General features: G+C 69.5%; 13 protein-coding genes. 5 read left to right on the top strand and 8 right to left on the bottom strand.

Features of this window, described 5'->3' with window-relative positions:
- Positions 1 to 59: 59 nt before the first annotated feature.
- A complete protein-coding gene (gene thiE, locus ISN75_RS01710; RefSeq protein ID WP_167255377.1) occupies positions 60 to 698 on the top strand; it encodes a thiamine phosphate synthase in 639 nt (212 codons plus the stop codon).
- The gene (hemL, locus tag ISN75_RS01705) at positions 695 to 1,975 is read left to right on the top strand and encodes a glutamate-1-semialdehyde 2,1-aminomutase (protein WP_343819078.1); all 1,281 of its coding nucleotides are present in this window, start codon (positions 695 to 697) and stop codon (positions 1,973 to 1,975) included. Before thiE ends, hemL begins: the two co-directional genes overlap by 4 nt.
- Before the next feature lie 53 nt (positions 1,976 to 2,028).
- Here the strand turns inward: hemL and ISN75_RS01700 are convergent, their stop codons facing one another.
- The 5 genes from ISN75_RS01700 to ISN75_RS01680 form a co-directional block, all read right to left on the bottom strand.
- A complete protein-coding gene (locus ISN75_RS01700; protein ID WP_343819079.1) occupies positions 2,029 to 3,264 on the bottom strand; it encodes an acetylornithine transaminase in 1,236 nt (411 codons plus the stop codon).
- Between the two features lie 604 nt (positions 3,265 to 3,868).
- Positions 3,869 to 5,206: a sigma-54 dependent transcriptional regulator gene (locus ISN75_RS01695; RefSeq protein WP_167255372.1), complete on the bottom strand. Its 1,338-nt coding sequence runs from the start codon at positions 5,204 to 5,206 to the stop codon at positions 3,869 to 3,871.
- Between the two features lie 213 nt (positions 5,207 to 5,419).
- Entirely contained in the window at positions 5,420 to 5,842 is a 423-nt protein-coding gene (locus tag ISN75_RS01690) for a VOC family protein (protein ID WP_343819082.1), read from the bottom strand.
- A gap of 12 nt (positions 5,843 to 5,854) precedes the next feature.
- Positions 5,855 to 6,673 carry an SDR family oxidoreductase gene (locus ISN75_RS01685; RefSeq protein ID WP_167255368.1) on the bottom strand — a complete coding sequence of 273 codons (819 nt, stop codon included), beginning with the start codon at positions 6,671 to 6,673 and terminating at the stop codon, positions 5,855 to 5,857.
- Between the two features lie 103 nt (positions 6,674 to 6,776).
- Entirely contained in the window at positions 6,777 to 7,370 is a 594-nt protein-coding gene (locus ISN75_RS01680; protein ID WP_168649202.1) for an LON peptidase substrate-binding domain-containing protein, read from the bottom strand.
- A gap of 108 nt (positions 7,371 to 7,478) precedes the next feature.
- Between ISN75_RS01680 and ISN75_RS01675 the strand changes: the two genes are divergently transcribed.
- Complete coding sequence (locus tag ISN75_RS01675) at positions 7,479 to 8,402, top strand: ABC transporter ATP-binding protein (RefSeq protein ID WP_167255366.1); 924 nt, start codon at positions 7,479 to 7,481, stop codon at positions 8,400 to 8,402.
- A complete protein-coding gene (locus tag ISN75_RS01670) occupies positions 8,399 to 9,811 on the top strand; it encodes a hypothetical protein (RefSeq protein WP_167255364.1) in 1,413 nt (470 codons plus the stop codon). Before ISN75_RS01675 ends, ISN75_RS01670 begins: the two co-directional genes overlap by 4 nt.
- Before the next feature lie 19 nt (positions 9,812 to 9,830).
- Here ISN75_RS01670 and mpl read toward each other — a convergent pair whose 3' ends face one another.
- Both mpl and ISN75_RS01660 read right to left on the bottom strand, forming a co-directional pair.
- Positions 9,831 to 11,192: a UDP-N-acetylmuramate:L-alanyl-gamma-D-glutamyl-meso-diaminopimelate ligase gene (gene mpl / locus ISN75_RS01665; RefSeq protein ID WP_343819084.1), complete on the bottom strand. Its 1,362-nt coding sequence runs from the start codon at positions 11,190 to 11,192 to the stop codon at positions 9,831 to 9,833.
- A 95-nt stretch (positions 11,193 to 11,287) separates the two neighbouring features.
- The gene (locus ISN75_RS01660) at positions 11,288 to 11,872 is read right to left on the bottom strand and encodes an adenylate kinase (RefSeq protein ID WP_167255360.1); all 585 of its coding nucleotides are present in this window, start codon (positions 11,870 to 11,872) and stop codon (positions 11,288 to 11,290) included.
- A gap of 196 nt (positions 11,873 to 12,068) precedes the next feature.
- Here ISN75_RS01660 and ISN75_RS01655 point away from each other — a divergent pair, with 196 nt between their 5' ends.
- On the top strand, positions 12,069 to 13,340 hold the full coding sequence (locus ISN75_RS01655) for a 6-phosphofructokinase (protein ID WP_343819086.1): 1,272 nt from the start codon (positions 12,069 to 12,071) through the stop codon (positions 13,338 to 13,340).
- On the opposite strand, the gene ISN75_RS01650 is transcribed toward ISN75_RS01655, so the two are convergent.
- Complete coding sequence (locus tag ISN75_RS01650; RefSeq protein WP_343819088.1) at positions 13,330 to 14,037, bottom strand: FMN-dependent NADH-azoreductase; 708 nt, start codon at positions 14,035 to 14,037, stop codon at positions 13,330 to 13,332. The two genes, ISN75_RS01655 and ISN75_RS01650, sit on opposite strands and share 11 nt — an antisense overlap.
- Between the last annotated feature and the right edge of the window lie 38 nt (positions 14,038 to 14,075).

Below are 14,075 nucleotides of genomic sequence, written 5' to 3'. Positions count from 1 at the left end.
ATTCTCGCAACTCGGCCGGCCGTGCGGAAGCGTACGGCGACCATTCGCCACCAGATTCCATGCATCCGAAGCTCAGAAACCCCGGCCTCTACGCCATTACCGACGGCCCCCGCGACGGCCTGCTGGCCGCCGTGGCCCAGGCGCTGGAAGGCGGCGCCCGCCTGGTCCAGTACCGCGACAAGAGTACCGACCCGGCCCGCCGCCATGCCGAAGCCGCCGCGCTGCGGCAGCTCTGCGCCGGCCATGGCGTGCCGCTGATCGTCAATGACGACGTCCGGCTCGCCGCCGCCATCCAGGCCGACGGCGTGCATCTGGGCGAGCACGATCCCGCGCTCGCGGCCGCCCGCGCGGCGCTGGGCGCGCAGGCGATCATCGGCGTGTCCTGCTACGACTCGCTCGAACGCGCGCAGGAGCTGGCCGCGGCCGGCGCCGACTACCTCGCCTTCGGGGCCTTTTTCCCGTCGCCGACCAAGCCGCTGGCCCGCCGCGCCGCGCCGGAACTGCTGCGGCAGAGCGCCGCGCTGGGCCTGCCCCGTGTGGCGATCGGCGGCATCACGCCGGACAATGCCGGCTCCCTGGTGGACGCCGGCGCGGATTATCTGGCGGTGATTTCCGCCCTGTTCGGCGCCGCCGACGTGCGCGCCGCCGCGCAAACCTTCTCCGCCCTGTACACCACTGCTTCCGGAACCCCGCGATGACCAACCACGAACTCTTCCAGCGCGCCAAGCAACTGATGCCGGGCGGCGTGAACTCGCCCGTGCGCGCCTTCAAGTCGGTCGGCGGCGAGCCGTTCTTCACCGCGCGCGCCGATGGCGCCTATCTATGGGACGTGGAAGGCAAGCGCTATATCGACTACGTGGGTTCGTGGGGCCCGATGATCGTCGGCCACAACCATCCGCGCGTGCGCGAAGCGGTGGAGCGGGCGATCAAGGACGGTCTTTCGTTTGGCACGCCCTGCCCCGCCGAAGTCACCATGGCCGAGACCATCACCCGCCTGGTGCCGTCGGTGGAGATGGTGCGCATGGTCAATTCCGGCACCGAAGCCACCATGTCGGCGATCCGCCTGGCCCGCGGCGCCACCGGCCGCAGCAAGATCGTGAAGTTCGAAGGCTGCTACCACGGCCACGGCGACAGCTTCCTGGTGAAGGCCGGCTCCGGCGCGCTCACCTTCGGCGTGCCCACCTCGCCCGGCGTGCCGAAGGCGGCGGCGGACCTCACGCTCACCCTCGCCTATAACGACCTGGCCGCGGCCGAGACGCTGTTCGCCGAGCACGGCAGCGATATCGCCGGCCTGATCATCGAGCCGGTCGCCGGCAACATGAACTGCATCGCGCCGAAGGACGGCTATCTGCAGGGCCTGCGCGATCTATGCACGCGCCACGGCGCGCTGCTGATCTTCGACGAGGTGATGACCGGCTTCCGCGTGGCGCTGGGCGGCGCGCAGGCGCATTACGGCATCACGCCGGACCTGAGCACCTTCGGCAAGATCATCGGCGGCGGCATGCCGGTGGGCGCCTATGGCGGCCGCCGCGAGCTGATGGAACAGATCGCACCGGCCGGCCCGATCTACCAGGCCGGCACGCTCAGCGGCAATCCGGTGGCGATGGCGGCGGGCCTGGCCATGCTGGAGCTAATCCAGGAACCGGGCTTCTACGACCGCCTCGCCGCGCGCACGCGCCTGCTGGCCGATGGCTTCCAGGCGGTGGCCGACGGCGAAGGCGTGCCGTTCAGCACCAACCGCGTGGGCGGCATGTTCGGCCTGTTCTTCACCTCGGAGAAGGTCGAAAGCTACGCCCAGGCCACCGCGGCCGACACTGCCGCGTTCAGCCGCTTCTTCCACGGCATGCTGGAGCGCGGCGTGTATCTGGCGCCGTCGGCGTTCGAAGCCGGCTTCCTGTCCAGCGCGCACAGCGACGAAGACATCGCCGCGACGCTGGAAGCGGCCCGCCAGACCCTGCGCGCCACTCGCGCCTGAAACGAAACCGGCGCCGCGTTCGCACGCGGCGCCGGATACCCGTACGAAGTGGATCAGCGCTTGCCGACGAAATCGGTCAGCGCCGCGCGCAGGCGCGACAGGCCTTCGGCCAGATCCGCATCGGTGATGTTCAGCGGCGGCACGAAGCGCAGCACATCGGGGCCGGCCTGCAGCACCAGCAAGCCGTGCGCCGCGGCGTGATCGAGCACTTCGCCTGCGCGCCCCTTGTACGGCTCCGCCAGCACCGCGCCGATCATCAGGCCGCGGCCGCGCACGCCCTCGAACAGGTGCAGTTCCGCATCGATCGCCGCCAGCCCGTCGCGCAGCGCCTGCGCCTGCCGCGCGACATTCGCCATCAGCTCCGGGGAACCCAGCTTGCGCAGCGCCACCCGCGCCACCGCCGCGGCCATCGGGTTGCCGCCGAAGGTGGTGCCATGCGCGCCGTACTGCATCACTTCGGCCACCCTGGGGCCGGCCAGCATGGCCCCGACCGGGAAACCGCAACCCAGCGCCTTGGCCAGGGTGACGATGTCCGGCGTCACACCGTCCTGCGCATGCGCGAACAGCGTGCCGGTGCGGCCCATGCCGCACTGGATCTCGTCCAGCACCAGCAGCGCCTCGTGCGCGTCGCACAGTTCGCGCGCGCGGCGGATAAAGGCCGGCGACGCGGGCACCACGCCGCCTTCGCCCTGCACCGGCTCCAGCATCACCGCGGCTACGTCGCCCTGGGCGAACGCCGCTTCCAGGCCGGCGACGTCGTTGAAATCGAGATAGCGGAAGCCGCCCGGCAGCGGCTCGTACTGTTCCTGGTACTTCGGCTGCGCGGTGGCGGTCACCGCAGCCAGGGTGCGGCCGTGGAAGGAACCGCGGAAGGTCAGGATCACGCGCTGTTCCGGCGCGCGGCCCTTGGAGGCGGCCCACTTGCGCACCAGCTTGATCGCGGCCTCGTTCGCCTCGGTGCCGGAATTGCACAGGAACACGCGCTCGGCGAAGCCCGACGCCTGCACCAGCTCCTCGGCCAGGCGCAGCGGCGGCTCGGTGTAGAACACGTTGCTGCTGTGCCAGAGCTTGTGCGCCTGGGTCACCAGCGCGTCGAGCAGGTCCGGGTCCTGGTGGCCCAGCGCGTTCACCGCGATGCCGGCGCCGAGGTCCACGTAGTCGCGCCCTTCGGTATCCCACACGCGCGCGCCTTTGCCGTGATCCAGTACGACCTCGCGGGGTCGGTACACCGGCAGCCAGTAGCGCTTGCCGAGTTCGATCAGGGACGACGAGGAATCCTGCGCGTGCATGTAAAGGGCTCCGGGCATTGCCATGCGGCAACACCGCTGAATGGTTGAGTGGGGAAAACGCCTGCTTGGGAGCGGGGCGTCCCGCATCGTAGAACCAGCGCCCGCGCATTTCCACGCGCCATGCGCGGGCGTTGTCCGCCCGGGCGTTACAGCGGCACGCCGGTGTTACATCTCTTCACGGAGGTTCCGCGCCTTGCGGGGGGCCATCGCGCTGCGCCGCGCCCAGCCATCGGTGCAACACCGCTGTTACAGCAGCCCTGGAGGCGTTTTCGCAAGCCGTTGAAATTGTTCGGCACTGCTCGTGCCGGGAGGCTGGCACGCCACTTGCCCTATGAATCAGCGACCCAGTTCAAAGCCATCCCCTCCGATGGCGACGCGGGCGGTAACCCGGCGATCCCTGTGGCCGGGCACCAACGGAGGCCCCCGGCTGACCCCTGTAGGCCGGGGGCCCTCCGTCTCTTCCTTGCCCGCATTCCGGACCTGGACGTAGGTTGGGGTGAGCCAAAGGCGAACCCCAACAGTGCGAGACGTCAGGATGCGGCCATGTTGGGGTTCGCTGCGCTCACCCCAACCTACGGCGCTGCGCCGGAATGACGAACTGCGATCAGCGCAGCTGTTCCAGCGCCAGCCCATGCTTCTTGCACAGGCGATAGATGGTGACGCGCGAGACCTTCAGCCGCCGCGCGCACTCGCTCACGTTGAAATGGCATTCGCGCAGGCAGCTGATCACCGCCTCGCGCTCCGCGGCCACGCGCGCGCTGCCCAGCGTGGCGCGGCCCGAGGGCATCTGCGACACATGGGCCAGGTCCAGGTCTTCCGGCGTGATCAGCGCATCCTCCGCCACCACCGCCGCGCGCTGCACGCGGTTGAGCAGCTCGCGCACATTGCCGGGCCAGCCGAAATGGCGCATCGCCTGGCGCGCGGCGCTGCTGAAGGTGCGCGCGTGGCTGCCGTGGTGTTCGCGGAACGCGTCGAGGAAATGCTGGGCCAGCAGCACCACGTCGTCCTCGCGCTCGCGCAGCGCCGGCATATGCAGGCGCAGCACGTTGAGGCGGTAGTACAGGTCTTCGCGGAAGCGGCCCTGTTCCACCGCGCGCTCCAGGTCCACGTGCGTGGCCGCCAGCACGCGCACGTCCAGGGTGATCGATTGGCTGCTGCCCACGCGCTCCAGCGTGCCTTCCTGCAGAAAGCGCAGCAGGCTGGTCTGCGCGTCGGCCGGCAGGTCGCCCACCTCGTCGAGAAAGACCGTGCCGCCGGCCGCGGTCTCGAAATGGCCCAGGCGCCGCGCATTGGCGCCGGTGAAGGCGCCGCGCTCGTGGCCGAACAGTTCGGACTGCACCAGGTTCGGCGGCAGCGCGCCGCAGTTGATCGCCGCGAACGGGCGCCCGGCGCGCCGCGACAGGCTGTGCAGCGCGCGCGCCGCCACTTCCTTGCCGGTGCCGGTTTCGCCGGTGATCAGCACCGGCAGGTCCACCGGCGCGTACTTGCGCACGCTGGCGATCACCGCGCGGGTGGCCTTGCTGTGTCCGGTGATGCCCAAGTCGTCCGGCTCCGCCGCGACGATGTCGCCGCCGAGATAACCCAGGGAATCGAGCAGGCGGTCGACGTCGACCGGTGCGGTGAAGACATCGACGCAGGTGTCGATCATGCCGCCCAGGGCCGGCTCGCCGGCCGGCATCTCCGCCGGCATCAGCGCCAGCCAGGGCAGGCCCGGGTGGGCGTCCATCACCAGTGCCATCGCGGTCATGCTCGCGGCCTCGGCTTCGCGCAGATCCGCCACCGCCACCACGGTATTGCCGCCGCGCGTGCCGATGCCGCCCACGGCGGAAGCGTCGGCGACGCGGACATACCAGCCGGCCCGGTTAAGACGCATGCGCTCGGTGGCGCTGGGCTGGCCGAACCACACGACGCAGCGCTTGGCGTCTGCCTTGCTCACAGCCATGGGCCTTTCCCCCGTCGCCGGTCTCGGACGTGGCGCGGTCTCCCAGCCGCACCCTGCGGTCACGTTCCGCAGTCCCTTCCCCCGGGGTTGCTACAGAAGTGTGATATGCCTCACACGTTATAGGTTCACGGGTGTCATGGGCACCGGCCGAATGGACGGCGCAGGGTCAGCCAGATGGGGGAGCGGGCGCCCGGCGCGCCCGCTGAACGGCACTCACCAGACGCCGGTATTGGCCATCGAGGCCCACGGTTCCTGCGGCGGCAGATGGCCGCCGCGCTGCAGCAGCTCGATCGAGATCAGGTCCGGCGAGCGCACGAAGGCCATGTGGCCGTCGCGCGGCGGGCGGTTGATGGTGTAGCCCAGGTCCTGCAGGTGCTGGCAGGTGCGGTAGATGTCGTCGACCTCGAAGGCGAGGTGGCCGAAATTGCGCGCGCTGCCGTAATCCTCGTCGGAGCCCCAGTTGTAGGTGAGCTCCACCTCGGCTTCCGGCGAGGCCGGCGCGGCGAGGTAGATCAGGGTGAACTTGCCGGCGGCGCTTTCCATCCGCCGCGTTTCCTTCAGCCCCAGCCCTTCGCAGAAGAAACGCAGGCTGGCGTCGACGTCGCGCACGCGGACCATGCTGTGCAGGTACTTCATGGGTTGTCCTCTTCAATCCAGAAACAGATCGGGCAGCAGCGGCTTCGACGGATCGACGGCGTACGGGGCGAAGTCGGTGACGCCCGCCTCGCGCAGCACCTCCTCGTCGATCAGGAACTGCCCATGGAACCCCTGGGCCGGCCGCACCAGTACCGCATGCGCGGCGTCGGCGACGATCTCCGGCTTGCGGCAGCGGGGCACGTCGACGCCGGGAATCATGTTCAGCGCATCGGTGGCCACGATGGTGCGCGGCCACAGCGCATTCACCGCCACGCCCCGCGGGCCGAATTCGCCGGCCAGGCCCAGGGTGACGAAGCTCATGCCCATCTTGGCCAGCGTGTAGCCGGTATGCGGCGCCCACCATTTGGGATCGAGCGAAGGCGGCGGCGCCAGCGTGAGGATGTGCGGGTTGGCGGACTTCAGCAGATGCGGCAGGCAGGCCTGTGCGCACAGGAACGAACCGCGCGCATTCACCTGCTGCATCAGGTCGAAGCGCTTCATTGGCGTGTCGAGCGCGCCGGCCAGCCAGATCGCGCTGGCGTTGTTGACCAGGATGTCGATGCCGCCGAAGGCTTCGACGGTGGCGGCGACCGCCGCTTTCACTTCGTCCTCTTCGCGGATGTCGCACTTGATCGCCAGGCCCTTGCCGCCGGCGGCGTCCACTTCCGCCGCGGCGGTGTGGATGGTGCCGGGCAGTTTCGGATTCGGCACGCTGCTCTTGGCCGCGATGGCGACGTTGGCGCCGTCGCGCGCGGCGCGCAGCGCGATCGCCAGGCCGATGCCGCGCGAGGCGCCGGTGATGAACAAGGTCTTGCCCTGGAGACTCGCCATGGCCTTGCTTCCCGCTGGAAAACGCCAAGTGTAGGAGCGGCCAGGGCATGCGCAAAGCGCATGGAGGATCGGGCAAGTTTTAAACGTTCACGCCGTCTTTCGATCAGGCTTTCTGGAAGCGCGGCAGGATGTGCTGCAGCTCGGCCAGGCGGCGCACCGGGTCGGTCAGTTCCAGCAGGCGCTGGTGTTCTTCCAGTTCCAGCGGCAGCAGTTCGGCCAGGCGGAAGCCGAGCCAGCTGGCATCGTCGTAATCGGCCGTGGTGGCGTGGCGCCATTGCGGCGCCATGTGCTCGAGCAGGCGGCCCAGGATGGTCTGCAGCAGGGCGAACTCGACCGGCACGGTGTCGCTGCGCTCGGCGGGCCAGTGCTCCACCTGGCCGGTGACCAGGCCGTCGGAGCGCACGCGCGTGCGCGCCACGCGGAAACGTTCCTCGCCCTGCGCGACGATGCCGAGCAGGCCGTCGTCGCCATGGCTGAAGTCGATGATGCGCGCCAGCGTGCCGACCGCGGCCGGCATGGCCGGCTCGCCCACTTCCTGGCCCTTGAGGATCAGGCACACGCCGAAACCGGTGCCGCGGCGCGAGCAGTCGCGCACCATGTCCAGGTAGCGCCGCTCGAACACGCGCAATGACAGATGCCCGCCGGGATACAGCACGGTCGAGAGCGGAAACAGCGGCAGTTCGTCGGGCAGCGGCATGGCCATGGGGTGGCAGTGTAGCCAGTCGGCATCACTGGACGGCGACCGGCCCGGCACCGCACAGTGTTCCGACCCCATCGTGCCGTTTCCCCGCAGGAGCCCCGCCGGATGTCCGCCGCCGAACTGCCGCTCACCCTGCTCGACCCTGTCGCCCTGCCCGCCGCGCCCGTGTTGCAGGTGCGGGGCCTGGTCAAAGCCTTCGACAAGCGCGAAGTGCTGCGTGGCGTGGACTGGACGGTGCCGGCCGGGCGCGTGATCGGCCTGCTCGGCCGCAACGGCGCCGGCAAGACCACCTTGCTGCGCTGCCTGCTCGGGCTGTCGCCGATCGACGGCGGCGAAGTGCAGCTGCTCGGCGCGCCGATGATCGAACCGGGCGGCGAGCGCATGCATCGCATCGGCTTCGTGCCGCAGACCTTCGATCTGTTTCCGTGGATGAAGGTGCGCGCGTATCTGGATTTCACCGCCGCGTTCTACGCGCGCTGGGACCACGCGCTGGCCGCGCGCCTGCTGGAAAGCTGGGAGCTGGATCCGAAGCAGAAGATCGGCCAGCTCTCGCAGGGCCAGCGGCAGAAGCTGGCGATCGTGCGCGCGATCGCGCCGCAGCCGGACCTGCTGGTGCTGGACGAACCCGTCGCCAGCCTCGACCCGCAGGCGCGCCGCGCCTTCATGACGGAACTGCTGGAGCTGATGCGCCACCCGGGCAAGACGGTGATCTTCTCCACCCACATCACCGCGGACCTGGAACGCGCCGGCGCCGATATCGCGCTGCTGCGCGATGGCCGCATCCAGTTCACCCGTCCGCTGGCGGAACTGCGCGAGCGCTTCGTGCGCGCGGTGCTGACGCGGGCGGAAGGCTGGCCGCAGACACCGACCGTGGCAGGACTGTTGAAAGCCCATGCATCCGGCGCGGAATTGCAGATGCTGCTCGAAGACGCCGACCCATCCGCGCTGCGCGCGCTGGCCGAGGACAGCGGCGCGGCGCTGCGCACCGAAACGCCGTCGCTCGAAGACCTGTTCGTGGAACTCGCATGAAAGCGGTCTGGCAACTGTGGCTGCAGTTGTGGAAGCGCATGCCGGTGCTGGCCGTGCTGTCGATGCTGATGTGCCTGACCGGCCTGGTGCTGGCGCTGATCGCGATGCTGGATGCGCGCGTGGCCTACCTGGGCATGGGCTTCGTCGCCTTCGCCTCGTGGTTCTGGCATATCGGCCTGGGCCAGGTGCTGCGCGGCGTGTGCCGGCCGGAAAGTTTCCTGTTGCCGGGCTTCCGCTCGCGGCTGGCCTGGCTGGGCGTGGCCGGCGTGGTGCAGTGGGTGCTGCTGCCGGGCGCGCTGCTGGTGCTGGCGGGGCCGCCGCATGGCGCGCTGATCATCGCCGGCCTGTTCGTGGTCGCGTCGCTGGGCCTGGCGCTGGGTTGCGGGCGCCGCGTGAGCCTGGCGATCTGGGCAGTGTTTATCGCGGCCGGCTGGATGCCGCGGCTGGCCGCGCAGGTGACGACGGTTGCGCTGGCTTCGCCGTGGACCGCGCCCTTGCTGTTCCTGTGCGCGGCCTTGCTGATCCGCTACGCGCTGGCGCCGCTGCTGCGCATCCAGGATGTCGAAACGCCCACCTCGCCGCTGGAGAACGCCAGCATCGGCCGCAACAGCCAGTCCGCGCTCGACGACACGCCTTCGCGGCGCGGTGCGTGGAATCGCTGGCTGGGCGAATTGTTCGACCGCGCCGCGCAGCGCGCGCTGGAGCGCAGCCTGCAGACCTATCGCCAGCGGCCCAGCGCCGCGGGCCGCCTCGCCCTGGTGCGGCGCCTGCTGCTGCCGCACGACAACCCGCAGGCGATCGCGCTGCGCCTGGTGCTGGTCGCCGGCATGGTGGCGATCTATTTCCTGGCGGTGATGCATCGCCAGCATTTCGATGCGGCGGTGATCGGCGCCTACGCCGTGCTGCTCACCATGGCGCGCTTCCCGCAGCTGGGCCGCGGCATGCTGCGCATGCGGCCGAACCTGGCCGACCTGTATCTGACCCTGGCGCCGGCCACGCGCGGCGAATACCAGAAGATCATGGTCGACGCGCTGATACTGCTGGTGCCGGTAAGCGTGCTGACCGCGCTGGCGTACACGCTGCTGGGCAGCGTGCTGGCGCATGCGGCGGAGCCGCTGCGGATGCTGCTGACCGCGGCCATCGTCGCCACTTCCGCCAGCCTGGTGGCGCTGGCGGTGCATCTGATCGGACCGGAAGGCAGTTTCGGGCGCGGCGCGATCAACCTGGTGCTGATCTTCGGCGCGATGGCCACCTACTGGGGCGGCTACTGGCTGCTCGGCGCGCTGGGCCTGGCCTGGGGCGCGCTGGCGCTGGGCACGGTGACGATCAGTTTCGGCGGTGGCGTGTGGTACGCCGCGCAGCGCGAATACCAGCGGCGGGCGCCGCGCTTCGACGCGCCGCTGGGCTGACGCACCGCAGGTTGAGGCTTTAGCCGCGCAGCGCTTCGACGAAGCGGCGCGGCGCGTTTTCAAAACCGCCGTTGGACATGAACACCACGTGGTCGCCGTCGCGCGCCTGCGCGCGCAGCGAGGACACCAGCGCATCCACCGACGGCACCGTGGCGCCGCGGCCTTGCAGCGCGTCGGTGACGCGCTTGGCATCCCACGGCAGCTCGGGGCGATGCAGGAACACCACGCCGTCCGCATCGGCCAGCGACGGCGCCAGCCCTTCGGCATGCGCGCCCAGGCGCATCGAATTCGAACGCGGCTCCAGCGCCACCAGGATGCGCGCCTGGCCCACCTTGGCACGCAGGCCGGCCAGGGTGGTGGCGATGGCGGTGGGGTGGTGGGCGAAGTCGTCGTACACGCGCACACCGGCTACTTCGCCGACCAGTTCCATGCGGCGCTTGACGCTTTCGAAGGTGGCGAAGGCCGGCAGCAGTGCGCGCGGATCGGCGCCGGCCGCGGTGGCGGCGGCGAGTGCGGCCAGCGCATTCATCACGCTGTGGTTGCCGAGCAGCGGCCAGCGCACTTCGCCCAGCAGCTCGCCGTTGCGGTGCACGGCAAAGGCCGAGCCGTCCGCTTGGAGCAACTGCGCCTGCCAGTCACCCTGGCCGATACCGAAGGTTTCCACCGGCGTCCAGCAACCCATGGCCAGCACTTCGGCGAGACGCTCGTCGTGCGCGTTGACGATCAGGCGGCCGTTGCCGGGCACCGTGCGCACCAGATGATGGAACTGGCGCTGGATCGCGGCGACGTCGGGGAAGATGTCGGCGTGGTCGTACTCGAGGTTGTTGAGGATGGCGATGCGCGGGCGGTAGTGCACGAACTTGGAGCGCTTGTCGAAGAACGCGCTGTCGTATTCGTCCGCCTCGAGCACGAACGGCTTGCCGCTGCCGAGCCGCGCGGAGATACCGAAATTGCCCGGCACGCCGCCGACCAGGAAGCCCGGCGCCAGCCCCGCGCTTTCCAGCAGGTGCGCCAGCAGGCTGGTGGTGGTGGTCTTGCCGTGGGTGCCGGCGACGGCCAGCACTTCGCGCCCGGCCAGCAGCGTTTCGCCCAGCCACTGCGGGCCGGAGACATAGCGCAGCTGCTGGTCGAGCATGTACTCGATGGCGGGGTTGCCGCGCGTCATCGCATTGCCCACCACGATCAGATCGGGCTTTTCGCGCCCCTGCAGATGCTCGGCGGTGTAGCCCTGCATCAAGGTGATGCCGAGCGCCTGCAGCTGGTCGCTCATCGGCGGGTAGACGTTGGCGTCGGAACCTTCGACCGGCAGGCCGAGTTCGCGCGCCAGCGCGGCGACGCCGCCCATGAAGGTGCCGCAGATGCCGAGGATGTGCAGACGCATGGAGAACCTGTCGAACGCGTGGCGCGGCGCGTGGCCGTCACGAAAAGAGAGATGCCGGATGAAGAACGGGCCGCGCGTGGCGGCCCGTGTCCGGATCAGCCGTTGGCGGCTGCCGATTCCTGCGCGAGCGCGCGCTTGACGCGTGCGGTGACTTCGTCGAGTTCGCCCACGCCGTCGACCACCTGCAGCTGGCCGCGCTTGGCGAAGAAATCCGCCACCGGCGCGGTCTGCTCGGCATAGACCTTCAGGCGGTCGCGCACCACGGCCGGATCGTCGTCCTTGCGGTGCTCGGCTTTGAAGCGGATCTCGACGCGGCCGATGATGGCTTCGTCCGGCACGTCCAGCTTCACCACCGCGTCCAGCGGCTGGCCGATCTTGGCCAGCAGGTGGCCGAGCGCTTCGGCCTGGGCGACGTTGCGCGGATAGCCGTCGAGGATGAAACCGTTCTTGACGTCGTCCTGCGACAGGCGTTCTTCCAGCATGGCCAGCAGGATGTCGTCGGACACCAGCTTGCCCGCATCCATCACCGCCTTGGCTTTCAGGCCGGTGGGCGTGCCCGCGGCCACGGCCGCGCGCAGCATGTCGCCGGTGGAAATGTGCGGCACGCCGAGTTCAGCCTTGAGGCGCGCAGCCTGGGTACCTTTGCCCGAGCCGGGCGGGCCAAGAAGGACGAGTCGCATAATGCTCCGAGGTTCCGTGTCGCCGCGGCACGCTGCCGCTGGCCGCAGGAAAAGAAAATTGACAGTCACGTTAACGTCTGTGGGGGGTGCCGTCAAACGAGATGGCGCGCTCATTTGCGCCAAGTCACTGTTGCAAAAGCGTTCTCCCCACCGCGTACGATTGCCGCACTGCAACGATCATCCTAGGAGATAGCCCATGAAGCGTTCGTCTCGATCCTCTGCCGGCCGCCTTTTGTATGCCCAGTCCGGCGGCGTGACCGCGGTGATCAATGCCACCGCCGCCGGCGTGATCGAGGCTGCCCGGGCCAAGGGCGTGCAGGTGTACGCCGCGCGCAACGGCATCCTGGGCGCGCTGCGCGAGGAACTGATCGACACGTCGAAGGAAACCGCGGCCGCCATCGCGGCCCTGCGCCACACGCCGGGCGGCGCGTTCGGCTCCTGCCGCTACAAGCTCAAGTCGCTGGAGGCGAACCGCGCCGAGTACGAGCGCCTGATCGAAGTGCTGCGCGCGCACGACATCCGCTGGTTCCTCTATAACGGCGGCAACGATTCGGCCGACACCGCGCTGAAGATCTCGCAGCTGGGCAAGGCGATGGGCTACGACATCCGCTGCATCGGCGTGCCCAAGACGGTGGACAACGACCTGGCGGTGACCGACTGCTGCCCCGGCTTCGGCTCGGTGGCGAAGTACACCGCCGTCTCCACGCTGGAGGCGAGCCTGGACGTGGCTTCGATGGCGGACACTTCGACCAAGGTGTTCATCCTGGAAGTGATGGGGCGCCATGCGGGCTGGATCGCCGCGGCCGCGGGCCTGGCCGGCGACAGTGCGGATGCGCCGCCGCATCTGATCCTGTTTCCCGAGCGGGTATTCGACGAAGCCGCGTTCCTGGCCAAGGTGAAAGCGACGGTCGAGCGCGTGGGCTGGTGCACGGTGGTGGCTTCGGAAGGCATCCGCAATGCGGAAGGCCAGTTCCTTGCCGAAGCGGGCGGGCGCGATGCCTTCGGCCATGCGCAGCTGGGCGGCGTGGCGCCGGTGCTGGCGGCGCTGGTGAAGGAGAAGCTCGGCTACAAGTACCACTGGGCGTTGCCGGATTATCTGCAGCGCTCCGCCCGCCATCTCGCTTCGAAGACCGATGCCGACCAGGCCTACGCGGTGGGCAAGGCGGCGGTGGAGTACGCGCTGGCCGGCCAGAATGCGGTGATGCCGGTGATCGTGCGCACCGCGGATGCGCCGTATCGCTGGAAGATCGAATCCGCGCCGCTTTCGAAGATCGCCAACCGCGAGAAGAAGATGCCGGCTTCTTTCCTTACGCGCGACGGCTTCGGCATTACGGCCGCGGCGCGGCGCTACCTCGCCCCGCTGATCCAGGGCGAGGCGCCGCTTCCGTATGGCAAGGATGGGTTGCCGAAGTACGTGCAGCTGAAGAACCTGGCGGTGGCCAGGCAGTTGCCCGCGTTCAAGCAATGACCGCGTGCTGGCCGGCGTGCTGCGCGCGCTCGGCCAGCAGGGTGTCGACCAGTTCGTCCACGGCCGCCTCGGCTGCGCTCAGCGAGGCCGCCAGGCGGTCGCCGCCGAATTCGTCGTATTCGACGGCAACGCTGCGCACGTCGGTGATGCCGATATAGCCGAAGGCCGTGCACACGGCGGGTTCGACGTGATTCATGGCTTCGATGCGGCCGCCCGGGCCGTAGCCGTAGTCGCCGCGCGAACCCAGCAGCACCAGGGTGCGGGGGCGTTCGTCCAGCAATGGCCAATAGGGTTCGCCGGCGCGCGCGCGGTCGAAGCCGAAGCTGCGGCCGACGCGCACGATGTTGTCGATATAGGCCTTGAAGCCGCTGGGCACGCCGAAGTTGTACATCGGCACGCCGGCGACGATCAGGTCGGCGCCGATCAGTTCGTCGACCAGCGCGTCGCTTTCGGCGAGGCGCTGCTGCATCCATGGGGCGCGCTTGGCCTCCGGGGTGAAGGCGGCATGGATCCAGGCGCCGTCGACCGGGGCGGGCGGGGATTGGCCGATATCGCGGTAGAGCACCGGGTCCGACGCGCGGGCGGCGTGCCAGCGGGCGGCGAAGCGGGCGCTGAGGCGGCGGGTATGGGAACCGTAGGCGTGGAGGTCGGAACGGCCGACACGGGCGCTGGCGTCGAGATGCAGCAGGGTGGTCATAAGGTTTCCTATGCATGAACTCCATTCACGGAATGGAG

This window comes from Dyella marensis (genome assembly GCF_049532885.1).
GTDB classification, from domain to species: Bacteria; Pseudomonadota; Gammaproteobacteria; order Xanthomonadales; family Rhodanobacteraceae; genus Dyella_D; species Dyella_D marensis.
The sequence above is the reverse complement of the archived record's forward strand: the minus strand, read 5'-3'. Positions and strand labels throughout refer to the sequence as shown.

Bases quoted from the DNA above. Each gene is read 5' to 3' on its own strand.
- thiE (WP_167255377.1), top strand. From the start codon at position 60: ATGCATCCGAAGCTCAGAAACCCCGGCCTCTACGCCATTACCGACGGC.
- hemL (WP_343819078.1), top strand. From the start codon at position 695: ATGACCAACCACGAACTCTTCCAGCGCGCCAAGCAACTGATGCCGGGC.
- ISN75_RS01700 (WP_343819079.1), bottom strand. From the start codon at position 3,264: ATGCACGCGCAGGATTCCTCGTCGTCCCTGATCGAACTCGGCAAGCGC.
- ISN75_RS01695 (WP_167255372.1), bottom strand. From the start codon at position 5,206: ATGGCTGTGAGCAAGGCAGACGCCAAGCGCTGCGTCGTGTGGTTCGGC.
- ISN75_RS01690 (WP_343819082.1), bottom strand. From the start codon at position 5,842: ATGAAGTACCTGCACAGCATGGTCCGCGTGCGCGACGTCGACGCCAGC.
- ISN75_RS01685 (WP_167255368.1), bottom strand. From the start codon at position 6,673: ATGGCGAGTCTCCAGGGCAAGACCTTGTTCATCACCGGCGCCTCGCGC.
- ISN75_RS01680 (WP_168649202.1), bottom strand. From the start codon at position 7,370: ATGCCGCTGCCCGACGAACTGCCGCTGTTTCCGCTCTCGACCGTGCTG.
- ISN75_RS01675 (WP_167255366.1), top strand. From the start codon at position 7,479: ATGTCCGCCGCCGAACTGCCGCTCACCCTGCTCGACCCTGTCGCCCTG.
- ISN75_RS01670 (WP_167255364.1), top strand. From the start codon at position 8,399: ATGAAAGCGGTCTGGCAACTGTGGCTGCAGTTGTGGAAGCGCATGCCG.
- mpl (WP_343819084.1), bottom strand. From the start codon at position 11,192: ATGCGTCTGCACATCCTCGGCATCTGCGGCACCTTCATGGGCGGCGTC.
- ISN75_RS01660 (WP_167255360.1), bottom strand. From the start codon at position 11,872: ATGCGACTCGTCCTTCTTGGCCCGCCCGGCTCGGGCAAAGGTACCCAG.
- ISN75_RS01655 (WP_343819086.1), top strand. From the start codon at position 12,069: ATGAAGCGTTCGTCTCGATCCTCTGCCGGCCGCCTTTTGTATGCCCAG.
- ISN75_RS01650 (WP_343819088.1), bottom strand. From the start codon at position 14,037: ATGACCACCCTGCTGCATCTCGACGCCAGCGCCCGTGTCGGCCGTTCC.